At 65.0% G+C, this 25,250-nt stretch carries 19 protein-coding genes; 15 read left to right on the forward strand and 4 right to left on the reverse strand.

Translation table 11 applies throughout. The features are described from left to right. The first annotated feature begins 53 nt into the window (after nucleotides 1–53). The 13 genes from H0E84_RS02050 to H0E84_RS02110 all read left to right on the forward strand — a co-directional run bounded on the left by H0E84_RS02050 (nucleotide 54) and on the right by H0E84_RS02110 (nucleotide 18,797). Complete coding sequence (locus tag H0E84_RS02050) at nucleotides 54–4,577, forward strand: RHS repeat protein (protein ID WP_180676960.1); 4,524 nt, start codon at nucleotides 54–56, stop codon at nucleotides 4,575–4,577. A 1,114-nt stretch (nucleotides 4,578–5,691) separates the two neighbouring features. Further along, nucleotides 5,692–9,504 carry a fibronectin type III domain-containing protein gene (locus H0E84_RS02055; protein WP_180676961.1) on the forward strand — a complete coding sequence of 1,271 codons (3,813 nt, stop codon included), beginning with the start codon at nucleotides 5,692–5,694 and terminating at the stop codon, nucleotides 9,502–9,504. Continuing rightward, nucleotides 9,501–9,932 carry a type II secretion system major pseudopilin GspG gene (gspG, locus tag H0E84_RS02060; RefSeq protein ID WP_180676962.1) on the forward strand — a complete coding sequence of 144 codons (432 nt, stop codon included), beginning with the start codon at nucleotides 9,501–9,503 and terminating at the stop codon, nucleotides 9,930–9,932. The genes H0E84_RS02055 and gspG overlap by 4 nt, the downstream gene beginning before the upstream one ends. Then, on the forward strand, nucleotides 9,929–11,110 hold the full coding sequence (locus H0E84_RS02065) for a type II secretion system F family protein (RefSeq protein ID WP_180676963.1): 1,182 nt from the start codon (nucleotides 9,929–9,931) through the stop codon (nucleotides 11,108–11,110). Before gspG ends, H0E84_RS02065 begins: the two co-directional genes overlap by 4 nt. Further along, nucleotides 11,107–12,804, forward strand: coding sequence for a GspE/PulE family protein (locus H0E84_RS02070; RefSeq protein WP_345776254.1), 1,698 nt, complete (start codon nucleotides 11,107–11,109; stop codon nucleotides 12,802–12,804). Before H0E84_RS02065 ends, H0E84_RS02070 begins: the two co-directional genes overlap by 4 nt. 6 nt (nucleotides 12,805–12,810) lie before the next feature. After that, nucleotides 12,811–13,563, forward strand: coding sequence for a hypothetical protein (locus tag H0E84_RS02075; RefSeq protein ID WP_180676964.1), 753 nt, complete (start codon nucleotides 12,811–12,813; stop codon nucleotides 13,561–13,563). Next, entirely contained in the window at nucleotides 13,554–14,072 is a 519-nt protein-coding gene (locus tag H0E84_RS02080; protein WP_180676965.1) for a hypothetical protein, read from the forward strand. Before H0E84_RS02075 ends, H0E84_RS02080 begins: the two co-directional genes overlap by 10 nt. After that, nucleotides 14,060–14,623 carry a hypothetical protein gene (locus H0E84_RS02085; protein ID WP_180676966.1) on the forward strand — a complete coding sequence of 188 codons (564 nt, stop codon included), beginning with the start codon at nucleotides 14,060–14,062 and terminating at the stop codon, nucleotides 14,621–14,623. Before H0E84_RS02080 ends, H0E84_RS02085 begins: the two co-directional genes overlap by 13 nt. Beyond that, a complete protein-coding gene (locus H0E84_RS02090; RefSeq protein WP_219339553.1) occupies nucleotides 14,620–15,099 on the forward strand; it encodes a hypothetical protein in 480 nt (159 codons plus the stop codon). Before H0E84_RS02085 ends, H0E84_RS02090 begins: the two co-directional genes overlap by 4 nt. A gap of 78 nt (nucleotides 15,100–15,177) precedes the next feature. Then, entirely contained in the window at nucleotides 15,178–17,433 is a 2,256-nt protein-coding gene (locus tag H0E84_RS02095; RefSeq protein ID WP_180676968.1) for a secretin N-terminal domain-containing protein, read from the forward strand. After that, the gene (locus H0E84_RS02100) at nucleotides 17,430–17,909 is read left to right on the forward strand and encodes a type II secretion system protein (RefSeq protein WP_180676969.1); all 480 of its coding nucleotides are present in this window, start codon (nucleotides 17,430–17,432) and stop codon (nucleotides 17,907–17,909) included. The genes H0E84_RS02095 and H0E84_RS02100 overlap by 4 nt, the downstream gene beginning before the upstream one ends. 3 nt (nucleotides 17,910–17,912) lie before the next feature. Continuing rightward, a complete protein-coding gene (locus tag H0E84_RS20625; protein ID WP_180676970.1) occupies nucleotides 17,913–18,293 on the forward strand; it encodes a type IV pilin protein in 381 nt (126 codons plus the stop codon). 36 nt (nucleotides 18,294–18,329) lie between these two features. Continuing rightward, nucleotides 18,330–18,797 carry a type II secretion system protein gene (locus H0E84_RS02110; protein WP_180676971.1) on the forward strand — a complete coding sequence of 156 codons (468 nt, stop codon included), beginning with the start codon at nucleotides 18,330–18,332 and terminating at the stop codon, nucleotides 18,795–18,797. Here the strand turns inward: H0E84_RS02110 and H0E84_RS02115 are convergent. The 4 genes from H0E84_RS02115 to uvrA all read right to left on the reverse strand — a co-directional run bounded on the left by H0E84_RS02115 (nucleotide 18,774) and on the right by uvrA (nucleotide 24,280). Then, on the reverse strand, nucleotides 18,774–19,577 hold the full coding sequence (locus H0E84_RS02115) for a rhodanese-like domain-containing protein (protein ID WP_180676972.1): 804 nt from the start codon (nucleotides 19,575–19,577) through the stop codon (nucleotides 18,774–18,776). The two genes, H0E84_RS02110 and H0E84_RS02115, sit on opposite strands and share 24 nt — an antisense overlap. Nucleotides 19,578–19,646: 69 nt before the next feature. Further along, nucleotides 19,647–20,411, reverse strand: a complete 765-nt coding sequence (locus tag H0E84_RS02120; protein WP_180676973.1) for an enoyl-CoA hydratase/isomerase family protein — start codon at nucleotides 20,409–20,411, stop codon at nucleotides 19,647–19,649. A gap of 133 nt (nucleotides 20,412–20,544) precedes the next feature. Beyond that, nucleotides 20,545–20,973 carry an acyl-CoA thioesterase gene (locus H0E84_RS02125; protein ID WP_180676974.1) on the reverse strand — a complete coding sequence of 143 codons (429 nt, stop codon included), beginning with the start codon at nucleotides 20,971–20,973 and terminating at the stop codon, nucleotides 20,545–20,547. A gap of 346 nt (nucleotides 20,974–21,319) precedes the next feature. Next, a complete protein-coding gene (gene uvrA / locus H0E84_RS02130) occupies nucleotides 21,320–24,280 on the reverse strand; it encodes an excinuclease ABC subunit UvrA (RefSeq protein WP_180676975.1) in 2,961 nt (986 codons plus the stop codon). Between the two features lie 333 nt (nucleotides 24,281–24,613). Here uvrA and rplU point away from each other — a divergent pair, with 333 nt between their 5' ends. Next, nucleotides 24,614–24,934 carry a 50S ribosomal protein L21 gene (gene rplU, locus H0E84_RS02135; RefSeq protein WP_180676976.1) on the forward strand — a complete coding sequence of 107 codons (321 nt, stop codon included), beginning with the start codon at nucleotides 24,614–24,616 and terminating at the stop codon, nucleotides 24,932–24,934. A 12-nt stretch (nucleotides 24,935–24,946) separates the two neighbouring features. Then, on the forward strand, nucleotides 24,947–25,207 hold the full coding sequence (gene rpmA, locus H0E84_RS02140) for a 50S ribosomal protein L27 (protein ID WP_180676977.1): 261 nt from the start codon (nucleotides 24,947–24,949) through the stop codon (nucleotides 25,205–25,207). The last annotated feature ends 43 nt before the right edge of the window (nucleotides 25,208–25,250 follow it).

The following is a 25,250-nucleotide window of genomic DNA, read 5'->3' on the forward strand; positions in this document are numbered from 1 at the left end:
GCCACAGGACCCGCGAACCGAGCGGTAGTACCAGCCGCCGGGTTGCGCTCGCCATGCTGGGTGCGCTGTTGGTGCTCCTGGGCATGCCCGTCGGAGCGCAGGTCACATTTCCGCTCAACGGGAATGGATCGATGGGGCTCGGGGGGCCAAACGGCGAATTCACCGTGGCCCAGGACGATCTGGTGGTGAAGGTGCCGGGCGGCCAGGCGCGCGTCAATCGCGACTTCGACGGCACCCGGTGGACGTTCAACAGGCAATGGTCCGGGCTCGGCGATCCGTCGTACTACAAGAACAATTATGGCTCGCTCGGCGCCTTCTTCGTGTGCACTACGATCGATGGAGTCGGCAATTGCGACAGCACCGCCCAGCCTGGAACTGGGGTCATCGACGTTCCCAATGTGGATCTCTACACGAGGGTTCCGACCGATCCGACATTCGGTTTGGATCATGAGTTAAATCCACTGCCTGACCAGTCCGCCATCCAGTTCGTGGCCCGCAAAGGAATCGGCTTCAGCCGTACGACGGACGGATCGACCTTCGTCAGCAGCAAGTACCCGCGTTTCATCGTACGGCCCCAACTGGTGCCGGTACTCCCGCCGAGCACCAGTCCGGATGCCCACCCCCCGGCCGGCAAGCCGGGCCAGGGCGGCATCGCGATCACCGAGGTCAATGGATACCGCTGGACAGATCGCACCGGTCAGTGGATCGAGTACGACAACTTCGGCCGGATCAGCAGCTACGGCGACCGCAACAACGTACGGGTGTGGATGCAGAACAGCGTCCACGGCCCCCTCGAGCGCGTGCTCGACGACAACGGTCGCACGGTGTTCACGTTCCTCTATTCGGACAATCGCAGGTCCATCATCGAGGCCCGGGACCACACGCCGGGCGACGGAAATACCCGGCGCGTTCAGTATCAGTACGACGGCACTGGCAGACTGCACAGGGTCATCGACGCGCGCGGGCACGAGACGCGTTTCGACTATGGCGAGGTGAGCAGCGTCGCCATCGATTTCGGCGGCAACCCCACGCCCGGCTACGGCACGGGGACAGGGGGTGGCGGTGGCAGCGGCACCGTTTCCAGCCTGATCGTCGATACGACGTACAACATGGTCAAGGTGACCGACGCCGAGGGTCGCGAAACCCGAGTCGGCTACGGCGTTACGAAGCGCGTCTCGCGCATAACTGCGCCGGATGGCGGTGTGTATGCCTTCGACTACGGCTACGACAAGCTCAAGAAGGAGTTCAGCGTCACCATCAAGCATCCGGAAACCGAACCTGGTCGCAAGCTGGAGACGCGGATATACGACCAGGAGGGCCGCATCGTCCGCCGCGAAGTCAACGGCAAGCTGCTGATGAGCGCGCAGGGCGGCCGTCAGTCGATGAGCTATACCGACGAGCGCAACAGTACGGTGCGGATCGACCGCAACAACTTCGACGAAGTGACTCGCCGGACGAATCCGGACGGAAGCACGATCAGCGTGACCTATGAAGCCGCTTCGCTCGATCCACGAGAGGTCGTCGATGAGGCCGGCGTAGCCACCCGGCTGGAGTACGACAACAAGGGCAATCTCCTCAGGCTGACGGCTGCGGCTGGAAAGCCGGTCGAGCAGGTCACCGAATACCAGCCGAACGCACGCGGAGAGCCCGAGCTCGTCCGGCGCAAGGGGGGCGCGAACCCGGACGGATCGGTCGACCCTGACGTCGAACTGCAGCTTCGATACGATGCGCATGGCAACGTTCGCGAACTGGTCGACGGCGAAGGCAAGACCTGGACCTACGAGCACGATGCTGCGGGCAACATGGTAACGGCCATTGATCCTTTGGGTCATGCGTGGACGTACACGTACGATGCGCACGGCAACCGCCTGACTGCGACGGATCCCAACCAGCTGACGACTGGATTTAGCTACGACAAGACCGACCGTCTGCTGACGATCACCGACCCGCGTCAGCAAGTGTACCGGCTCGACTACGATGTAGCGGGTCGGCCGCAGCGTATGACGGATCCGACCGGCAGCAGTGTCACTCTCGAATACGACGCGGCCGGACGGTTGATCGCCAGCAGCGATTCCATGAACCAGCGCGTGGCGTTGGCTTACGACAACCACGACCGCCTGGTCACTGTCATCGACGGCGAAGGCAATGCCACCGGGCTGGATTATAGCGATGTCGACGGCGCGGATCGGGGCGGAGACCTGGTGTCCCGCATCAACTACCCGACCCTGCAGCGCTTGCTGCGTTACAACAACCGGCAGGATCTGACACAGCTGTCGGACGTCGTGGATGGTGATACCCGTACCACGACGATGGACTACGAGCTGCGTGGGCTGCCCCGGACTCGGGTCAACCCGTACGAGAAGACCCAGGGCGTGGAGTACGACGCATTAGGGCGCCCGACCGTAGGTACCGACGAGCTTGGCAATACGGTGCAGCTGGGGTATGACCACCGCAACAACCTGATCAGCGTCACCGACGAGCTGGGGCACGTCACCCGGCTGGAATACGACAAGCGCGACAAGCTGGTCCGGGAGATCACCGCCGAGAACGAGGCCACGGTCTACCGCTACGACGACGCCGGTCGCCTGCAGGAGCTGATCCGGCCGAACGGATTTCGCCTGACTTTCGAATTCGACAATGGCGGGCGCCTGCAGCGGCGGCTCTCGCACCGCCCCGACGACAGCGTGGAGTTGACCGACACCTTCTCTTGGGACGATGGCAACCGCCTGATCGGGTGGGCGACCGCTGGCGCCAGCAGCACCATGAACTACGATGATGCCAACCGCCTGCTCAGCCAGACCGTGACCATCGAAGGCGTTGGCATGACCCGGCAGTACACCTATCACGCCAACGGTCAGGTCAAGACCTACACCGGACCCGATGGCGCCACCCTCACCTATACTTACGACGGCAACAGCGCGCTGTCGCGCGTCGACATCCCGGGTGAGGGTTCGATGAGCGTGGCCGAGCGCCAATGGACCGAGGCCAGGAAGATCGTGCTGCCGGGCGGCACCGTTCAGGAAATCGAGCGCAACGGGCTGCTCAGTCCGACTCGGTTGCGCGTAAGGGGTCCGAGCCAAGCGGTGGTGTTCGAGCAATCCAGCGTCTACGGCAAGTTGGATGAAGTCATCCGCCGCACCACGCAGGGGCAAGCCACGAACTACACCTACGACGATGCTCTGCGTCTGCTCGAAGCCGACCCTGCGACGAGTGCCACCGAGACGTTCGAGCTCGACGCTGCCGGCAATCGTCTAAGCGACAATTGGGTGCCGGCCACCTGGGAGTATGACGACGCCAACCGGCTGCTGAAGCGGGGCAACGTCACGTATCAGTACGACCCAGCCGGAAACCTGGTCGTCAAGACCGATGCATCCCTGGCCGAACCCCGTCGCACCACACATTACGCGTATGACGGCTACAACCGCTTGGCCGAGGTGCGCGATGGCGCCAACGCGGTGGTCGCCCGTTACGCCTACGATCCGTTTGGCTATCGCCTGAGCAAGGAGGTCACCGCTACGGGCGCGGCCAATACCGGCGCGACAGCCGGCAAGCGCTTCTTCCTGCAGGCCGAGGAGGGATTGCTGGCCGAGATCGCGACGGATGGCGTCGTTCTGCAAGGCTACGGCTGGCAGCCGGAGCGTCCGTACAGCACCTCACCGCTGTTCCTGCGCCAGAGCGGCGACTACTTCTACTATCAGAACGATCCGCTGGGGGTGCCGTGGCGGCTGACGAATAAGGCCGGTGGTGTGGTGTGGGCGGCCAACCGGATCGCGGCGTTTGGTGCGGTCACTGTAGCGTCAGGTACAAGCGTTGAGCAGCCTTGGCGATTCCCGGGGCAGTACTACGACGAGGAGACCGGGCTGCACTACAACCTCCATCGGTATTACAACGCCGAGACAGGACGCTATACCACTAGTGATCCCATAGGCCTACTGGGTGGTCCAAACTATTACGTGTACGCAGCGAGCAGCCCTACATCAAGGATTGATCCTTATGGGCTTGATGCAATGGATTGGTTATGGGGAGGGGTTAACAAGGCTACAGGTGGTTGGGATGGGAATGTTGACCCTGTCTGGGATTTAGTACACAAGGCAACTGGAGGATGGAGTCCCAATCAGTCAACAGTCAATTTCTGGGCAGGGGCAGGAGATGCGGCGAGTTTTGGTTTGACAAACTGGATTAGAGATAGAAATGGAACAAATGATCTTGTTAAAAAATGCTCATCTGCATACTTTGGAGGGGCGGCAATTTCCGCTCTCATGACGCCTCTTGGGCGGGTGGGCTATATGGTACAAGCAGCAAGAATTCCAAAACTGGCTCAGAGTGGTCGCCAAGCTGTAGCCATGCGAAACTATCTCAGATATCAGTATAGAGGTCCTCTTACAAGAATTCCATTCTTCGCAAACTGGCACATGCGAACCTACTTGTCGTTTGTTGCAAGGGGTCGAACGGAATCGCAAATTATTGCAAACGCTGGAAACACAAGTGGATGGTGGAATTCTGTTTTGTTATTCGGGTCACCCGCGATTTCAGCTGCGTCCACGGCAAGCCGTGTCGATGATTGCGAATGCGAATAACATAATCATGATGGCCGATTGATATGATTATTTATCACTATAAGCCGAACGGGGCGCCTCCTGATGAGTGCTTCACATACTCTGGAGACCTGGATTCAGTTAATAAGGTTCCTTTTAGTGTGGGGGATAAGATTAATGGATGGCTGATTGTCTGTAAAAGTATCTGGCTCAAAGAAATTAGGTTCATTATTTATGGAAATAGTGGGGATATATTTATCCATTTGCAGGAAGGGGTTTTTAATTACACTGCTGGAGAGTTGGCTGTATCGTACCGAAGATTATTGAATATCCTATGCGTTAGATTTATGGCAAAGAATATCGATGCGAAATACTTTATCTATATTCCATTGCATCGATTCTTGTGGAATGACGGGATGTTTCCAAGTGAGGTTGAGCCCCTCCATGATGTATTGATGAGAATTTCTGATCCAATAGAATGCCGCCGCATCACAGAATATCTGAATAACGGAATAATATTGAGTCCGTAAAAACTATAATGAAGTATCCAGGGATGCTGATACTTGATATTCATCTGATTAGTGCGCATTGATGGAAATGCGCAACGTGCTATCGAGGCGTGGAGCTGAAGAATTCGAATCCATGAATAGCGTACCGCTAAATCAGATTGGTGAATATTACGTTGATGGATCTGATGGGGACCCATCCTACGGGCTCTATGTTTCACTCATGGCCAAACGGTATTTGTCGATATAAAAGAAGACGATTTGCTGGAGCAAAGTAAAATTTACGTAGAAATGATTAAGAATAACCTGGGTGTCCTTGAGAAGAGATTAATTAGGTTTAAAGAAGAAGATCCGGAATTCGAGGGATCTGTAGTCTCTTATATAGAGCTACATTCAAGAAATGTCCGGCAGGGGGGTTCTTTGGGAATCTGATGGATATACTGCATTGAGGGGCTTGGATTTCTCTTAGGGTATGGCGCTCAAAAGTCAAGCTTCCTGCAGCTCGGATCGCATGGAAAACTTGGTTGCCAGGGCAAGAACTCAGCGGTAGTTTGCGTGGCGGGCTTGATGTTCGGGATTGGACACACGTTCAGGGGAAGAAAATCGTGCAGATAACACGCAAGGGCGCCTGCAGCGCACTAGCGCTATGGATGGGAATGCTCGTCTGCGCGCCGTCGATGGCGCAGGAGACCGTCTGCGCGCGCGTCAAGATCGAGATCAAGCAGGAGTTGACGCTCGAGCGCCAGGCGTTCGACGCCGAGATGCGCATCACCAACTCGCTGCCGGTCACCCCGCTGACCGAGGTCCATGTCGAGGTGAAAGTGACCGACGAGATGGGCGTTCCCGTCGCGATCACCGAGGACCCGAACGATCTCACGGCCAAGTTCTTCCTGCGCCAGACCAGCAGGCAGAACATCGACAACACCACGGGCAGCGGGCAGGTGGAGGGCGGTTCGACCGCCACCATCAACTGGATGCTGATCCCGGCGCCCGGAGCGGCCGGCGCCACGCCGTTCGGCAAGCGCTACCTGGTCGGCGCCACCCTACGCTATCGCTTCGGCACCGAAGTCCACATGTTGGACCTCAACCCGGACGCCATTACCGTCAAGCCGCTCCCGCTGCTGACGCTGGACTACTTTCTGACGCGCGACGTGATCGCGGACGACCCGTTCACTCCGGAGATCGAGGCGCCCGAGCCCTACACGCTGGGCGTGCGGGTGAAGAACACCGGCATGGCGGCCGCGCAGGAGGTCAAGATCGACTCCGCGCAGCCCAGGATCGTCGAGAACCTGCAGGGCCTGCCGATCACTTTCCAGATCATCGGCAGCTATCTGCAGGATCTGCCGACCACGAACTCGCTGCTGATCGACTTCGGCGACATCGAGCCCGGTAGCAGCAAGATGGGGCGCTGGCTGATGGAGAGCAACCTGGCCGGGACCTTCGTCGATTTCACCGCAACGTTCACCCATTCCGACGAGCTCGGCGGCGCGCTGACGTCCCTGCTGCAGGCGACCAACGCCCACCTCTTGGTGCGCGACGTGCGGGTGGACCTGCCCGGCCGCGACTTCGTGCGCGATTTCCTTGCCGAGGACGGCGGCGTGCTGCGGGTGTACGAGTCGGCGGGCCCGGACAGCGTTGTCACCGACCGCTCGGAGGAGGCCACTCTGGTGGCGTCCGGGGGCGGCTATCGGCTGACGCTGCCGCCGTCCCAGGGGTTCCTGTACGTGCGCAAGGCCGATCCGTACAACGGCCAGAAAGTGCTGGGCCCGGTGATGCGTTCCGACGCCAAGGCGATGGCCGTCGAAAACGTCTGGCTATCGAAGACCAAGAATCCGGATACCCAGCAATGGCAGCACTGGTTCAACGTGTTCGACGTCAACTCTCCCGGCAGCTACGACGTCGCCTTCAAGGATCCGGAGCTCGCGCCGAGACCGCCGGTGCTGCAGTTCATCCCAGACCGGGTGGTGAACGAGGAGCAGCAGGTCGGTTTCCTGGTGGAGGCGTCCAGCCCGATGGGGCGGCTGGTGGCACTGTCGGCAGGTCCGCTGCCCACGGGTGCGACCTTCGTGGACCAGGGTGAGGGCATCGGCGTGTTCGACTGGACCCCGCAGGTCGGCCAGGCCGGCGACTACCTCATCAACTACCTCGCCAGCGACGGCACCCTGTCGGCGACGCGTTCGGCGAGGATCCGCGTCGAGTCGCTCGAGCCGCCGCCGGGACCTGCCATTCCGCAGATCGTCGCGCCTCTGGCCGGCGCCGAGGTGGCCAGCCTGCGCCCGCAGCTGCAGGTGATGACCGGCGAGGCCGGCAACGATCCGACGGTCAGCGTGCATTTCGAGCTGTATGCAGATGCCGCCCTCACCGAACTGCTGGACCAGGCCACGGTGGCGGAGAACCCGGTCTCCGGGCAGGCCACCACCTGGCAGCCGGCGGAGGATCTGAACGACAACCGGCATTATTACTGGCGCGCGCGCGCGCTGGCGGCCGGGGGCATCAATAGCGGCTGGGCGAACGCTTCGTTCTTCGTCAACCTGTTCAACGACCCGCCGGACAGCTTCAACCTGACCTCGCCGGCGGCGGGGGCGAACGTGGACACCCTTACTCCGGTGCTGTCGCTGACCAACGCCCAGGACCGCGACGGCGATGCGATCACCTATACCTTCGAGGTCTTTACCGACACCACCCTGATCCAGGTGCACGATTCCGTCAGCGGTGTGGAGCCCGACCCGAGCGGAACCACGTCGTGGACGGTCGCTGTGCCCTTGAGCGACCGGGCCACGTACTACTGGCGCGCGATCGCGATCGACGAGCATGGCGCGCAGACCATGACGCCGCTGCGGCCGTTTACGGTGGTCCTGGACAACGCCGCGCCAACGGCTCCGGTACCCGTGAGCCCGGTCGGCGGCGCCGACGTCACCACGCCGGGGACCGCCACGCTGACCGCGCAGAACGGTGCCGATGCCGACGGTGACCCGGTGACCCATCTGTTCGAGATCGATACCGTCGACTCGTTCGACTCCTCGAACCGCCGTGCCTCCGGCCAAATCCCGGCCGGCAGCGGCGGCACCGTTAGCTGGCAGGTCGGCGACCTCGTCGAGAACACGCGCTACTTCTGGCGGGTGAAGGCCAGCGACGGCCACGCCGAGAGCGCATGGGCGGGGGCCGAGTTCCGGATGAATGCCCAGAACGATCCGCCCACCACTCCGGTGGTGGCCAACCCGGGCGACCGGGCCTGGTCCTCGACGCTGTACCCCAGCTTCGAGGTTCATGCCGCTACCGATCCCGAGGGCGACGCGCTGCGCTACCGGTTCGAGGTCTACAGCGACAGCGCCCTGGCGTCGCTGGTGGCCAGCGCTACGGTCGACGGCCTGATCTGGCAGACGACTACCGCCCTGCCCGACAAGACCACCCACTACTGGCGGGTGCGCGCCGAGGACGACGCTGGCGGCGTCAGCGGCTGGTCGCCGACGATGACGCTGTTCGTCAGCACCGGTACCTACGTGGCGCCGACCATCTCGCTGACTCGGCCAACCAGGATCCTGGATGCCCGCGATGGCAGTCCGACGATTGTCTGGGAAGGGACCGGACCAGCGATCGAGCCAACCGTCGCCCTCTACTACGATGCGGTGGGTTCCGGCTACGCGGGAACGAAGATCGTTGACGGCCTGCGCCATGATGCGGGTACGCATACTGGCAATTACGTGTGGAGTACCACTGCACTCGCCCCCGGGGCCTACTCGGTGTATGGCGAGATCTACGACGACAGGGGTGTCGGGCGTGCCTATGCCCCCGGCGCCGTGGTAGTCCCCACGTCGCCTCAGCGAGGTGGGGTGATCGCGACGACGCCTCCGAGCATGGATCTGAATGAGGGCGATGGCGTTGCGCAGATTTCCGTGCGCCTGGAGACGGCCCCGACCCAAGATGTGGTACTTCCGGTGAGTGTGAGTGATCTGACGGAAGTGAATGTCGCGCCAAGCGAGATCGTGTTCACGCCTGCGAACTGGAGTGTCCAGCAGTCCATACAGGTGAATGCGATTGCCGATGGGGTGATGGATGGCGACCAACCGTTCACATTGACCATCGGAAAGGCGGTCAGCCGTGACCCGGAATACATCGGAGTTCTGGCGGCGCCGATTGAAGGTACGGTTATCGATCAGGATGTAAATCCAGTCCCGCGCCTCTCCATTACGAGCTATCAGCTGGTGTCCAAGCTGCAACGAGGCGACCGATTTGAATATAGGTACAAGCCCGTACTCACCAATTCGGGAGCTCGCTTACGAGGAGTTGCGGGGATGGTTCTGAGTGCCCCTGGGTACGAAATATTGAGGGGGAGTGCGCGTTTCGGTGCTGTCGATCAAAATGAATCCGTGGTCAGTATCAACGAGATCGTTCTCGAGTGCGCTTGCAACAACAACTCGGGTTATCAGCCACAACTGGAGTGGCTGCTTGAGGGTGTCGAATGAACAGCAGGTTATGCCCAAGGCAGGCAGGTTTTACCTTGCTCGAGCTGCTCGTCGTTGTGGTGATCATCGGCGTACTGGTGGCCTACGTGGCGCCCCGCTACTTCCAGCAGATCGGCAAGTCCGAGCGCACCGCTGCGCTCGGCCAGATCGACGCATTGCGCAAGGCGATCGATGCTTATTGGCTGGACACCGGCCATTTCCCGCCTTCGCGCCAGGGGCTCGATGCCTTGGTCGACAGGCCCGATGGCGTCCCCAAATGGAACGGGCCCTACCTGCAAGGCAAGGTGCCGCCAGACCCGTGGGGCAACGCTTATGTGTACCGGGTTCCGGGCAGCGCAGGCGACTACGATCTGTACTCGCTCGGCAAGGATGGCAGGCCGGGTGGCGAGGCGGACGATGCGGACTTGGGAATAGGTGCCGCCCAGTGAAGCACCGGGTCCTGGTTGCCGCCGGCGGACAGTCCCGGTGGTTGGACATCGAAGCGGAATCGGTGGCGGAAGCGAGCGCGAAGGCGCTCAGGTCCGGTGGGCGCGTGTTGCGGGTCGACCCCGAGGTCGCCGCCCCGCGGCGGGCGCGCGTAACGTATTCCTCCACGGTGTTCCTGCAGGAAATGCTCACCCTGCTCAAGGCCGGGCTGAACGTGGTGGAAGTGATGGAGGCACTCGAGCGCAAGGAAGCCAACGCGGGGTTCAAGCTGGTCCTGGGGCGGATGCTCACGGCGCTGCGCGAAGGCGCTTCGTTCTCGGAGGCGATGGCGCGCGAGGCGCCACTGTTCCCTCCGGTGCTCGTCGCGGGCGTGGCGGCGAGCGAAACCACCGGTGGCCTGGCCGGTACGCTGGAGCGCTATCTGGCCTACGACGCCAAGATCCACCAGATCAAGCGCAAGGTCAGCGCCGCCGCGATCTATCCCCTGCTGCTGATGGCGGTGGGCGGTGCGGTCATCCTGTTCCTCATCGCCTACGTGCTGCCGAAGTTCAGCGTGATCCTGGACGGCAGCGGCCGCGAGGCGGCGGGCGCGACAAGAGTGCTGTTGAGCTCCGGCGAGTTCATCCAGCAGCACCCGCTGCTGTTCGGGGCGTGCCTGTCCGTGGCGGCAGGCGGGGTCGCCTGGCTCGTCATGAGCCGGGCCGGCCGCTACCTGGCGATCGTCCACGTCGCCAGGCTGCCCGTACTCTCGGAGATCTTCGTGACGATGGGGCTGTCACGGCTCTACCGCACCCTGGCCCTGCTGCTGGACAGCGGGATTCCGCTGCTGCGGGCGATGGAGATGAGCCGGGGAGTGGTCAACCCGGTGCAGGCGCAGGAGATGGCGCTGGCGATGGACCGCCTGCGATCGGGGCGGATGTTCACCGAGGCGATGTCGGGCACCAGCCTGATCCCGCCGATCGCCGAAAGCCTGCTGCGGGTGGGCGAGCGCAGCGGCGCCCTGGCGGAGATGAGCGGCAAGCTCGCAGACTTCCTGGACATCGCCCTGGATCGCAAGGTCGATACCTTCTCGCGGCTGTTCGAGCCACTGCTGATGTCGGCCATCGGCATCGTAATCGGGGTGATCGTGCTGATGATGTACTCGCCGATCTTCGACCTGGTCGGGAGCGTGGGGCAGTGAACCTGGACCTCGCCTCGGCCGCGCCGCCCGTCCTGGCGGCCAGCCAGATCCGCAGCGCCCGCGCTCGCGCATCGGCCAGCGGCGGATCCTGGCTGCAGTCGTTGCAGGAAGAGCTGGGTGTCGGTGCGGAGACGTTCCTGCAATCTCTGGCGACGGCTTCCGGCGTCGAGCCGATCTCATCGGTCACGCTCCATGAGGCGGTGCCCGACTTCGGTGCCGTTCCCTACGTCGAGTGCGTGCGGCGCGAATGTGCCGTGTTGCGCGATCCGGTCGATGGGCTGGCTTTGGTCGTCTCCGATCCGTTTTCGGACGAGACGGTGCAATGGGTACGCAGTTGGGTGCGCGAGCCCTGCGCGATCCGCCTGGCGGACGCCGAGGCGCTGCGTAGCTATCTGGCCATGGCCGAGCAGACGGTGCGGGCCACGCAGGACAGCGTTGGCGGCCTGGCGCCGGTGGACGACCCGCGGGGCGAGGACGAATCGCTGTCGCTGGAGCAGATCGAGGCGGACGCCAGCCCGGTGGTGCGGGTGGTCAGCTCCGTTCTGTACGACGCGCTCAAGCAGGAGGCGTCCGACATCCACCTGAAATCGACTCCGGCCGGAATGGACGTCAAGTTCAGGATCGACGGCGTGCTGGTGCCAATCTCCCAGGTTGCCGGGCCCGATACGGCACAGCGGATCATTTCGCGGATCAAGGTGATGTCGGAGCTGGACATCGCCGAGCGACGGGTGCCGCAGGACGGGAGGTTCCGGGTCAAGGTGCGCGGCGGCCACGTCGACTTCCGCGTTTCGATCATGCCCAGCGTCCATGGGGAGGATGCCGTGCTGCGCCTGCTCGACCGCAGTACGCTGACCGGCAGCCGCGACCAGATGCTTCAGCTGTCGGACCTCGATCTCGCGCCCGCCGCGCTGGCGACCCTGCGCAAGCTGGTGGCGCAGCCCTATGGCATGGTGCTGGTGACCGGCCCCACGGGTTCGGGCAAGACCACCACCTTGTACGCGGCGATCGACGAGATCAACGGCGGACAGGAAAACATCATCACCATCGAGGACCCGGTCGAGTACCAGCTGCCCGGGGTACTACAGATCCCCGTCAACGAGAAGAAGGGGCTGACGTTCGCCCGCGGCCTGCGCTCGATCCTGCGCCACGATCCGGACAAGATCATGGTCGGCGAGATCCGGGACGAGGATACCGCCCAGATCGCCGTACAGGCGGCATTGACCGGCCACCTGGTGCTGACCACGGTGCACGCCAACAACGTTTTCGACGTGGTGGGCCGCCTGCTGCACATGGGCGTGGACCCTTACAGCCTGGCTTCGGCCCTGGTGGGCGTCTGGGCGCAGCGGCTGTTGCGCGTGAACTGCACCGACTGCTCGCGTGCCTACGTGCCCGACGCCGAAGCGCTCGATCTGTCGGGGCTTCGTCCGCAGGAGCTCGCCGGCAAGACGCTTCGCTGTGGGCAGGGATGCGGGCGTTGCCGGGGCACGGGCTACAAGGGGCGTCGCGTGGTCGCGGAGTTCCTGGTGATGAACGATGCATTGCGCGAGTTGATCTCGACCAAGGCGCCGGTCACGGCGCTGCGCGCCTGCGCCGCTGAACAGGGCGGGGGCAGCTTGCGGGCCGCGGCTCTGGATCTGTTCTTCCGGGGAGAAACCACCCTGGCCGAAGTCAACCGGGTCACTTTTGCAGAGTAGTCGGCCGTGCGCAGCAAATCCGCCCATCTTTATCTTTCAGGATCCACCTGGGTCGCGGTCCGGCGGGGGCTTGCGTCGGCGGTGTGGGGCGTACATGGCGATCCGTCGTCCGGCGACTGGGCGCAGGTTGGGCGATCGCTGGTGGAAGCTTTCGGCCGCCCCGCGCGGATACGCCTGGTGCTTTCGACGCGGCTGTGCCCGTGCCTGGTCGTGCCCTGGGTGTCGAGCCGTTTCACGGCCTCGGCCGTTCGCGATCATGTCGTCGACGCCTTCTTGCATGGTCCGGGGGTCACCGCTGCCAGTCATCGCATCGAAGCGGTCTGGCCGAGGTTCGGGCGCCCGATCCTCGCGGTCGCGTATCCGCGCGGGCTCGTCGACGAGGTCGCGGCCGGTCTCGCGGAAAGCGGCTGCTTGGTGGACGCCGTCGTCGCCAGCCTCCATCCGGTCCTGCGCAGGTATGGCACAGCGTCGGGGTGCGATTCGTCGCTGCTTGCGTTCGCCGAGGACGACGGCATCACCGGCATCACGATGGACGGCGGGCAGGTGACTCAGGTCGAAACCCTGTCCGGCTGGGGCGGAGGGCTCGAAGATGCTGCGCTGTGGCTGGCACGCAAGCGCTTCGGCTTCGAGGACGATAGTGCATTGAGGTGGCTGGCGACAGGCGATGCGCCGGAAGGGTTCGTCGGGAAGACGATTTCCGTTGGAGCGTCCGGTTCCCCGGTGTCCCCGGGGCACGGCGTACTGGCTGCATGCGCATGATCCGGGCAGTCGACCTTGCCTGGACACCGGGCCGACGATCGTCCGGAGGCTGGATGTGGGGGCTGTTGCTGCTGCTCACGCTGGGCCTGGCCGCGCTCCTGTATGCGAAGTCGGCCATCGATGCGCGTCTCCATTCCCGGCAAGGCGAGATGGAGCGCCTCGTCCTGCGCTCGCTCGCCGACGGCCGCCGCGTTTCGCCGGAACGTGCGCGCAGCGCCGGCGAACTGCGCCTGCTGCACGACCAGGTCTTGCTGCTGAACCGGGACTGGGCGGGTCTGTTGCACGAACTGGTGCCCGGCGACCATGGCAGCCGGCTGCTGGTGCTCGACATCGATGCGGTGACGGGGGTGCTGCGGGTATCCGGCCGCGCGCGTGATGCCAAGGCCGCCAATCTCTATGCGGAGACCATCCACCTCGAGAGTGGAGCGGTCCGCGACGTCCGTCTTCTGCTGCTCGAGAGAAAGCCGGATGGCATCGACTTCGAGGTGAGTGCGAGATGGGCAGAATAGACTCCCGTCCTCTCGTATGGGCGCTGCATCGCGGCTATCTCCGGCGTGGCGCTGCTTTCGTCCTCTGCCTGCTGGTCGCGTCGGCGGCCGTGTTGACGGCGCTCCTGGCCGGAGCCGCCTGGTGGCAACTGAAACAGGCCGACAGGGAAGTGGCCGCCAGGACTCGGGCGCTCTCGGCCGCGCCCTCGGGGCAGGGCCTGGAGGAGAAGAGCGAACCGCTGCAACTTCCTGCGTCCGCCCGACGTTTCGACATCAATGCGCGGATCCTGGCAGGCCTTGAAGAGGCCGGCTTCGCGCCGCAGCAGATCCGGTTCCGCTTCGAGGACGTCGATGAGGCGGAGCTGATCAGGCAAACGGCGATATTCGAGCTGACGGCAGGATGGAGCGAGATCGCGAATGCGCTGGCGGGCCTGCAGGCGACGGATCGCGCCGTCTACATCTCGAAGCTGCGGCTGGAACGCGAGACGCCAGGGGCGGCGCTGGTCACCGCGGAAATCGAAGTGGCGGCGGCGATGGTCGGCAAGCTCGATCCCGAGGAAGCCGCGCCATGAGCAGATGGTTCCGGCCGCTGGCCTACTCGACCATCCTCGTGTTGGGCGGACTGGCGCTGTTCGGGGAGCAGGCACCGACCGGTACCGGGGAATCGGGTGTAGTGCCGCAGCTCCGCGCCGCGACGCCGGCCGAAAGGGAGCAAACGCTTCCGGAAATCGGCCAGCGGGATGCGGGATCCTTTCCGGTGGGGCTCTTTCCGCTCGATCTTGCACCGCCGCCGCCGCCGTCCAGACCGCCGGAACCTCCACCGCCGCCCGCGCCCGCGGAAATCAAGGTGCTGGGCTGGATGATGTCCGGGTCGGTGCCTCACGTGTTCGTCGAATGGAACGACGTCAACTACACGTTGATGCGGGAGGAGGCGGTGGAGGACGTCTATCGCTTCGATGGCATTGGCGGCGGGTTCGCCGAATTCACCTATCTGCCGACCGGCGAGGGGCGGCGCTACAGCGTAAGGGATCCTGCGCTGCTCGAATGATTCCTGGGGAAGTCAATGTTGAGTCGTAATGCCGGCCGAGGCCGGGTCTTGAAGGGAGTCGCGCTCCCGATCGCACTGGTGCTGGTGGCCAGCTGCGGTGCCGCGGGAGAGTTCAGAAGGGCCGACAGGCTGTTCGAGCAGGGCGACTATGTCGAGGCGATCGAGCAGTTCGAAGCCGTGTCGGATGCGAGTCCGGGCAACGTGCGCTATCGGCAGCAGTTTCTGCTCAGGAAGCGGCAGGCGCTCGACGCCTTGTTCCAGCAGGCGGACAGGGCACGTGCCGGCGGAAACCTTTCCGAGGCGGAAGGGCTGTACCAGCGGGCGCTGCAGCTCGAGCCCGGCAACGCCGCGGCGCTCGAGGCGCTGCGCCGCGTCGCCACGGCGCGCCGCCACGGCGCGATCCTGATCGAGGTCGATGCGCTAATCGCCGCCGGGGATCTGGAGGCGGCGGAGGAGATGGTCCGCGACGTGCTGGCGGAGGATCCGAACAACCTCAGGGCACAGAACAGCAGCGAGCGCATCCGCGCGGCCAACGCCGCCAAGGACCGGACCGCGGACAGCCTCGAGGATCGCTTCAGGAAGCCGGTGACCCTGGAGTTCAGCGACGTTCCGGTGAGGGTGGCTTTCGAGGTGCTGTCGAAGGCATCGGGCATCAACTTCGTGTACGACCAGGACATCCGGCCGGACCTCAAGGTGTCCGTCTTCCTTCGGGAGACCCCGTTGGACGAGGCCATCCGGTTGATCGGCCTGTCGACGCAGCTCGAGACCCGGGTGCTCAACGCCAACTCGATGATGGTTTTCCCGAACACCCCGCAGAAGATCGCCGACTACAGACAGCTGAACATCCGCAGTTTCTACCTGGCCAACGCCGAGGCCAAGACGGTCGCGGAGACGCTCAGGACCATTCTCAAGTCCGAGAATATCGTCGTCGACGAAAAGCTCAACATGCTGATGATGCGCGACAGCCCGGATGCGATCCGGCTCGCCGAAAGGCTGGTCGCGCTCCAGGACATCGGCGAGCCGGAGGTGATGCTGGATGTCGAGGTGCTGGAGATCAAGCGCTCCAAGCTGCTCGACATGGGCATCAGCCTGCCGAGCGAGATCGGCTTTTCCGTCGTCGCTCCCGGCCAGGCCAACACGGCCCTGCCCATCAGCGAGCTGAGACGCCTCAATTCGGACACGATCTACGCGAGCGTCCCCAGTGCGACCGTGAGGCTGCACGACGAGCGATCGGACGCCAGGATCCTCGCCAATCCGAAGATCCGGGTGAAGAGCGGGGAAGAAGCCAGCGTGTTGATCGGCGATCGCGTGCCGGTGATCACCTCCACCTCGACATCGACAGGTTTCGTCTCGGAAACCGTGAACTACGTGGACGTGGGTCTGAAGCTCGAGGTCGAGCCGCATGTCTATGCGGGCGATGAGGTCTCGATCAGGATCAACCTCGAAGTCAGCAATCTGGTGCGCGAGATCGTCACCCGGTCGGGGACTTTGTCCTACCAGATCGGCACACGCAACGCGCAGACGGTGCTGCGCCTCAAGGACGGCGAAACCCAGATCCTGGCGGGCCTGATCAACAAGGAGGATCGCCAGGTGGCCAATGGTTGGCCCGGCATATCGCGCTTCCCCATTCTCAACCGCATCTTCGGTTCCCAGAAGAACGACCGGCAGGATACGGAGATCGTGCTGTCGATCCGGCCGCGCCTGATCCGCGGAATCAGGCACGCCGACCTCGGCGAACTGGAATTCGAGAGCGGCACCGCGACCCATCTCAGGGGCAGAACATCGGTGGCGGCTTTCGCCGGCGCGCCTTCTTCCGAAAGCGACGATCAGGAGGCCACGTCCGAGGCTGCGCCGGATGCAACGGGGGCAGCCGTTCCTTCCGCGCTGCCCGATGTCCCGCCCAGCCCGGCGATCCCCCTGCCGGAGGCGCCGAACGTGCTCCTGGACTGGACCGCTCCTCCGGAGGTGCGCGTGGGCGAACAGTTCACTGCGGTGCTCAACGTCAGCGCCCTCCAGGCGATCGAGCAGATTCCCCTGTTGATCGGCTTCGACCCGAAGGTGCTGCAGGTGGTCGGTATCGAGGAGGGAATGTTCATGTCGCAGGGAGGCGGCCAGAGTTCCCTGGCTCAGCAGGTCAATCTCTCCGACGGCAAGATCATGGCTACCGCCACCCGCCAGGGAAGCGCCGTTTCGGGCCAGGGGAGCCTGTTGCAGATCACGTTCAAGGCAATGGCCGCCTCCGACAAGGCGGAGGTCAAGCTGTTGTCCGCGACTCCCGGTCCCGGTCAGATCGGCCCGGCCCGGACCTCCAATGTTGCGATCAGGATCCGATGAGACGTCAGCGGCATCGCGGCTTCAGTTTTATCGAGCTGATGGCCGCGCTCGCCATCATGGCGATTCTGTTGCTGATTGCGGTGCCATCCGCCAGGGTCGCCGTGCAACGGCACAAGGAGGTCGAACTGCGGTCGGCTCTGGCGGAGATACGCAGGGCGATCGATCGCTACAAACTGGCGGCCGAGCAGGGCAGAATTCTGGTGGAGAGCGGCGGCACGGGCTATCCGCCGGATCTGCGCACGCTCGTCGACGGAGTCGAGGATGCCGGTAGCCCGTCGCGGACGATGATCTACTTTCTCAGGCGTGTTCCGCCCGATCCGTTCAACCAGCGCTCCTATGCGGCCCCGGAAGAGAGTTGGGGGCTGCGCAGTTACGACACCCCCCCCGATCGTCCTGCCGCCGGTGAGGACGTTTTCGACGTCTACAGTACGTCCACCGGAATTGGCCTCAATGGCGTCGCATACAGGGATTGGTAGCCGATGAAAAGCGGGATCAGGCGCGGGTTCAGTCTCATCGAGCTGATGGTGGTCATGGCGATCATCGGAGCCCTAGTCGCCATCGCGCTGCCCCGCTATCAGGCTTCCGTCGAGAATGCCAGGGTCACCGCCCTGAAAGCGAACCTGCACGTCCTGCGCGAGAGCCTTGACCGGCACTACGACGACAAAGGGCGGTACCCCGAATCGCTTCAGGAACTGGTGGAAGCCCGATATCTCAAGGCGATCCCGGTCGACCCGATCACCGAAAGCGCGCAAACCTGGGTGGCGGTCGGCGATTCCGATGGCACCCTCGAAGGCGTGGTCGACGTGTACAGCGGTGCTGAGGGTACGACGCCGGATGGCGTCGACTACTCGGGATTGTGACCCGTGATCAGGCCGTCGGGTTTCGCATATCTGTTCATGCTGTTCGCACTTGCGCTCTTGGCGGTGTCGGCTTTGGCTGCAGCGAGCCTGCAACACTACGCGAGGATACGATCCAGCGAGGCGGAACTGCTCAGGATCGGCGGGGAGTTCCGGCGCGCCTTGGCCAGCTACCGTGAGGCCGCCGCCCCTCAAGTCTATCCCGAGGCGCTCGAGGACCTGCTGCTCGATCGGCGCACCGGCTCGGACCGGCGGCATCTGCGCAAGGTGTACTTCGACCCGGTTACCGGCCGGCGCGAGTGGGGCATGGTGACGGAACAGGGGCGGATCGTCGGGATCCACTCCCTGTCCCAGCGAAGCCCCATGAAGGTCTCCGGATTCGATCCTGAGAATGCGGGCTTCGAAGATGCGGTGCGTTACTCCGACTGGATATTCCGCGCCGAGCCCGTGCCCGCCGACCTGCCGCCGGCAACGGACGGCGCTCTACAAGGAGGGACAGGTGGCTGATTGTCCCGGGCCGAGGGCGCGCCTTTGGTCCTGGGCTAGGTGCGCGTGGATCAGCGCCACCAATCGGTCGGGGCTACCCACCCAGTAGAACGCCGTCGAACTGCTCCTGTCCATCGATGCGGCGATCGTCTCGGTCGGCGTGCTGGGGTCGGCGACGAAGATCCTGCGTCCGGATCCGGCGGCTGCCGTCCGCCGGATACGGTGTTCGGAGAGTACGGGTCCCAGCGCTTCGCCCAGTGCCTGCGCCGAATTACCGGAACTGCTCAACGCGGCGGACACCTCGGCGTCCGAAAGGCGGCTCACCGCCAGCCGCTCTGGACGACTCAAGGCCTGGGTCCAGGCGGCGATCCCTCCATCGACGACCTTGAAGTTGTGGAGGCCTCCGTTGCGCAGTCGTGCGCAAAGCAGGAATGCGTCGGATCGAAACTTGCCGCTGTCGTAGACGACGGCGGTTCCACCGGTTCCGCGTAGAATCCTTGAAAGCTCTGCGGGATTCGAATGCCGGGCTCCCGGAATGTGGAACTCCAGATACTCCGATCGGCTGCGAAGGTCGTAGATCTCGGCATCGCTTGCGACGGCCCTTGCGCTGATCAGGCAACTGCGGTCCTCTGCAGCAGCATGAGTTGGCGTCCCTTGCGCCGCGACCGGCGCGACCGCCAGGGGGCAGGTCGAGGGCGTGGACAGCGCCAGTTGCGGGAACGAGGCGAGTGTCAGGGTACCGGCTGCTCCGGCGAGCATCCAGGCGAATTCGTGCAGCGAGCGTCTCGTCCTCGCGATCATGGCCTCCTCCCTGTTCCCCTGCCGCGATAATACCGCCACTTCCCGGCCGGGAGCGGGATGCCTGCCGGCTCAGCCCTTGCCGATCCGCGCCAGCATGTCGCGCAGGGCCTGCTGGGTGGCCGGGTCGTGCCATTCGCGCAGGAAGTGGTCCAGCTGCAGGCTCTCTTCGGTCAGGGCGTCGACCAGGTCGGCACGGGCGAGGCGGCGGGTGGTCAGCATCGGTTTGCGCGGCAGCTGCAGCAGGGGGCGCAGCCAGGCGGCCGCGCGCGTGGTCACCTCGTCGACGCCGGTGAGCTCGTCCACCAGGCCGATCGCATGTGCGCGTCCGGCAGGAACCATCTCGCCGGCCACCAGCAGGCGTTCGGCGTTGCGCCGGCCGACGGTGCGCTGCATCAGCCGAAGGATGCCCGGCGGGATGGCGATGCCGACCTGGGTCTCGTTGAGCCCGATGGCGAACGGGCCGTCGGCCATCACCCGGTAGTCGCAGCACAGGGCGAGCACGCAGCCGCCGGCCGGGGCGTGCCCGGCGATCGCCGCCACGACCGGCACCGGGCAGGCGGCGAGTGCGCGTGCGGCGTCGAAGAAGGTGGTCCAGGCCTGGCGCAGCGCGGCAGCGTCGTCCTGGATGGTCAGCAGGAACGGGACGTCCAGGCCGGCGGAGAACACTTTCGGCCCGCCGGAGAGCACCAGGCCCTCGGCGCCTGCGTCCACTGCCGCGTCGATGGCGGTGCGCAGTTCGGCGCAGAGATCCGGGTTGAGGGCGTTGACCGGCGGGCGCTCGAGGCGCAGCTCGATGATGGCGTGCTCGTGCTCGTGCTGGGTGATGTGGGGCATGGGCTGTGGCTGGGAGTGGGGAATCGTGAGAGCTTACCGCCGTCGGGAGTACGGGTGGGATTGGAGGTGCGGTGCCCGGAGGTGGCCGCGGCGCGAGGAGGTGGCTGCCCGTACATCGGGCGGGCAACGTCGCTCAGCCGGCCGAGTCGGTGCCGTGCGCGGCGGCGCGACGCACGCCTTCGGGCAACGGCGTGGGGCGGCCGCTGCTGCGGTCGACCCAGACCATCACCACGTGGCCATCGGCGTACAGGGTGGTTCCGTCGGTGCAGACGATGCGGTGGGCGATGGTGATGCTGCTGTTGCCCAGGCGCTCGCAGGACAGTTCGACCGTGATGGCCGCGGGGTAGGGAATTGGCGTGCGGTAGTTGATCTGAACCGCCGCGAGCAGCGGCGCCGAGGTCTCGGTCACCCACTCCGTCCCCAGCGAGTCGAACCAGCGGATGCGCGCCTCCTCCAGGTAGGTGAGGAAGTTGGAGTTGTTGACATGGTCGAAGGCGTCGAGATCGCGCCAGCGTACTTCCAGCGGCAAGCGGAACAGCGGGGCAGGGGTGGGGTCGCTCATCTCGGTGGATTCTCTCGGATGTCGGGTGGGTCGAACTGCGATACGGGCCCGTAGGAGGATGCCATGCGCGCGAAGGCCGGCGCGGGTGACGGCACCGGGAATCGCCGCCGACCCTGGGCGGAGCCTCCCGCGGTTTTCGCGGCCATGGGCCGCTCCTACGAGGAGCGGGGGCTGCCCGTGCCCGTAGGCGCGTGCCGTGTACGCGAAAGCTGGCGCGGGCGGCGGCACCGGGAATCGTCGCCGAGCCGGGCGGAGCCTGCCGCGGCTTTCGCGGCCATGGGCCGCCTCCGAAGAGCGGGCGCTGCCTGTGACCGTGGCGGCGAGCGGCCCGGGCACCTCCCGGGCATCAGCCGCGCGCGCGCTTGCCGGTGGTCTTCGTGGCCGTCTTCTTGCGCGCGGCGCGGGGCCTGGGTTCCTTCTTCGCCGGCGCGGGGGGCGCCTCGGCGGCGGCCGCCGGCGTGCCGAGCATCTTCGCCAGGAACTGCCCCGTGTAGGACTGCGCCATGCCGGCCACGTCCTCCGGCGTGCCCTCGGCGATGATGCGGCCGCCGCGATGGCCGCCCTCGGGGCCGAGGTCGACCACCCAGTCCGCTGTCTTGATGACGTCGAGGTTGTGCTCGATCACCACCACGGTGTTGCCGTCGTCGCGCAGCTTGTGCAGCACCGCCAGCAGGTGCTCGATGTCGTGGAAGTGCAGGCCCGTGGTGGGCTCGTCGAGGATGTACAGGGTGCGGCCGGTGTCGCGCCGCGACAGCTCCTTCGACAGCTTCACGCGCTGCGCCTCGCCGCCGGACAGCGTGGTCGCCGGCTGGCCGAGGCGGATATAGCCCAGGCCGACGTCGAGCAGCGTCTCCAGCTTGCGCGCGATCGGCGGCACCGGCTGGAACAGCTCCAGGGCGTCCTCGACCGTCATCTCCAGCACGTCGTGGACGCTCTTGCCCTTGTAGAGGATCTCCAGGGTCTCGCGGTTGTAGCGCTTGCCGTGGCAGACGTCACAGGGCACGTACACGTCCGGCAGGAAGTGCATCTCCACCTTGATCAGCCCGTCGCCCTGGCAGGCCTCGCAGCGGCCGCCGCGCACGTTGAAGCTGAAGCGCCCCGGCGAATAGCCGCGCGCGCGCGATTCCGGCACCTGCGCGAACAGTTCGCGCAGCGGGGTGAACAGGCCGGTATAGGTGGCCGGATTGGAGCGCGGGGTACGGCCGATCGGCGACTGGTCGATGTCGACGATCTTGTCGAACAGGTCCAGCCCCTGCACGTCGCGGTAGGCCGAAGGCTTGTGCGAGGCGCCGTTGATCTCGTTGGCGGTGAGCTTGTACAAGGTGTCGTTGATCAGGGTCGACTTGCCCGAGCCGGACACGCCGGTGATCGCGGTGAACAGCCCCGCCGGAATGGTCAGGTCGACGTCCTGCAGATTGTTGCCGGAAGCGCCGCGCAGCTTCAGCAGCATCTTGGCGTTGGCGCGGTTGCGCTTGCCCGGCACCTCGATGCGGCGCTTGCCGGACAGGTACTGCCCGGTCAGCGAGCGCGGCGCCTTCAGGATGTCGGCGTAGTCGCCCTGGGCGACGACCTCGCCGCCGTGCACGCCGGCGCCGGGCCCGATGTCGACGATGTGATCGGCCAAACGAATCGCGTCCTCGTCGTGCTCCACCACGATCACGGTGTTGCCGAGGTCGCGCAATCGCGTCAGCGTCTCCAGCAGGCGCTCGTTGTCGCGCTGGTGCAGGCCGATGGAGGGCTCGTCGAGCACGTACATCACCCCGACCAGGCCGGCGCCGATCTGCGAGGCCAGGCGGATGCGCTGCGCCTCGCCGCCCGACAGGGTGTCGGCCTTGCGCTCCAGGGTGAGGTAGTCTAGTCCCACGTCGACCAGGAACTTCAGCCGTTCGCGGATCTCCTTGACGATCTTGGCGGCGATCTCGCCGCGCCAGCCGGGCAGCCGCATCTGGCCGAAGAACGCCAGCGCGTCGCCGATCGGCAGCACCACGAGCTCCGGCAGCGGCCGCTCGGCGACGAACACGTTGCGCGCCGAGCGGTTGAGGCGGGCGCCGCCGCAGTCGGGGCAGGGGCGCTCGCTGATGTACTTGGCCAGCTCCTCGCGCACCGCCGAGGACTCGGTCTCGCGGTAGCGCCGCTCCAGGTTCGGCAGGATGCCCTCGAAGCGGTGCTTGCGCTGGCTGCGGCTGCCGCCCTCGGTGATGTAGGTGAAGCTGATGGCCTGGTTGCCGCTGCCGTACAGCACCGCCTGGCGGGCAGCGTCGGACAGGTCCTGCCAAGGAGTGTCGACGGCGAACCGGTAGTGCTTGGCCAGCGACGCGATCAGCTGGAAATAGTAGTGGTTGCGCCGATCCCAGCCGCGCACCGCGCCGGCGGCCAGGCTGAGCTCGGGGTGCACCACCACCCGGTCGGGATCGAAGAACTGACTCACGCCCAGGCCGTCGCAGCTCGGGCAGGCGCCTACCGGCGAGTTGAACGAGAACAGCCGCGGCTCGAGTTCCGGCAGGGCGTAGTCGCAGACCGGGCAGCTGTACTTGGAGGAGAACAGGTGCGCTTCGGCGTCCGGCGCGTCCAGCGAGCGCACCGAGGCCATGCCGTCGCCGAGCTTGAGCGCGGTCTCGAAGGATTCGGCCAGGCGCTGCTTGATGCCGGCCCCGGACTCCGATCCGGGGTCGCGCACCTTGAAGCGGTCGATCACCGCTTCGATGGTGTGCTTCTGGCGCAGCGCCAGGGTCGGCACGGCGTCGATCTCGTGGATCTCGCCGTCGACGCGCACCCGCACGTAGCCCTGCGCGCGCAGCTGCTCGAACACCTGGGCGTGCTCGCCCTTGCGCTCGCGTACCACCGGCGCCAGCAGCATCCAGCGCTGCTCGGGATCGAAGGTCAGCACCTGGTCGACCATCTGGCTGACGGTCTGGGCTTCCAGCGGATAGTGGTGGTCCGGGCAGCGCGGCATGCCCACCCGCGCATACAGCAGGCGCAGGTAGTCGTAGATCTCGGTGATGGTGCCGACGGTCGAGCGGGGGTTGTGGGAGGTCGACTTCTGCTCGATCGAGATCGCCGGCGACAGCCCCTCGATATGGTCGATGTCGGGCTTCTCCATCACGCTGAGGAACTGCCGGGCGTAGGCCGACAGCGACTCGACGTAGCGACGCTGTCCCTCGGCGTAGATGGTGTCGAAGGCCAGCGAGGACTTGCCCGAGCCGGACAGGCCGGTGATCACGATCAGCTTGTCGCGCGGCAGGTCGAGATCGATGTTCTTGAGGTTGTGGGTACGGGCACCGCGGATGCGGATGAAGTCCATCGCCATCGGGGGGAGATCCGGGTTGTCCGGGCGCCGTGGGCGGCCGGGCGGGGGAGGGGAGCGGGCGGCCAATCCAACAGCCTACCGAGCGGCCGATATGGGGGCAAACCCCGGTGTGGGCAAGCCGCCGGCCAGCCTGCCGCGGGGCCGTCTCAGCCCTTGCGACGGGGTTTCGGCCCGACCGGAACGGTGCCCGGGGCCGGCGCGAGGGGCCCCGACGTCGCCTCAGGTCGCAGCGCCGGGCGTTGTTGACCCTAAGCTGCTGAAAGCCTTACAATTCCGCTTCTGTCCCGGCTCGATCCGGGCAGCGACCACAATAACTACAGAGGAAGTCTGGTCATGTACGCAGTCATCGTCACCGGCGGTAAGCAGTACCGCGTGATGGAGGGCGAAACGATTCGCGTCGAGAAGCTCGAGACCGAAGCCGGCAAGGAGATCAAGTTCGATCAGATCCTGATGCTGGGCGACGGCGAGGGCGTGAAGCTCGGCGACGCGCTCAAGGGCGCCACCGTTTCGGCCACCGTCAAGTCCCACGGCCGCGCCGACAAGGTGCGGATCATCAAGTTCCGCCGCCGCAAGCACCACATGAAGCGCATGGGGCACCGGCAGCACTACACCGAAATCGAGATCACCGGGATTTCCGGTGGCGACAAGCACTGAGGAGACGCAGCCATGGCACATAAAAAGGGCGTAGGTTCCAGCCGCAACGGCCGCGATTCGAATCCGAAGTACCTGGGCGTGAAGATCTACGGTGGCCAGGTGATCGAGGCCGGTAACATCATCGTGCGCCAGCGCGGCACCCAGTTCCACCCGGGTCCGGGCGTCGGCCTGGGTCGCGACCACACGCTGTTCGCGCTGGTCGACGGCACCGTCCAGTTCGCCGTCAAGGGCGCCAAGAAGCGCCGCACGGTGAGCGTCGTCGCCGCGGGCTGACCGAAGCGCAGAAGCGCACAGCGCAGCATCGAAGGGCCCCGCT

This window comes from Luteimonas salinisoli, assembly GCF_013425525.1.
Taxonomy (GTDB): domain Bacteria; phylum Pseudomonadota; class Gammaproteobacteria; order Xanthomonadales; family Xanthomonadaceae; genus Luteimonas; species Luteimonas salinisoli.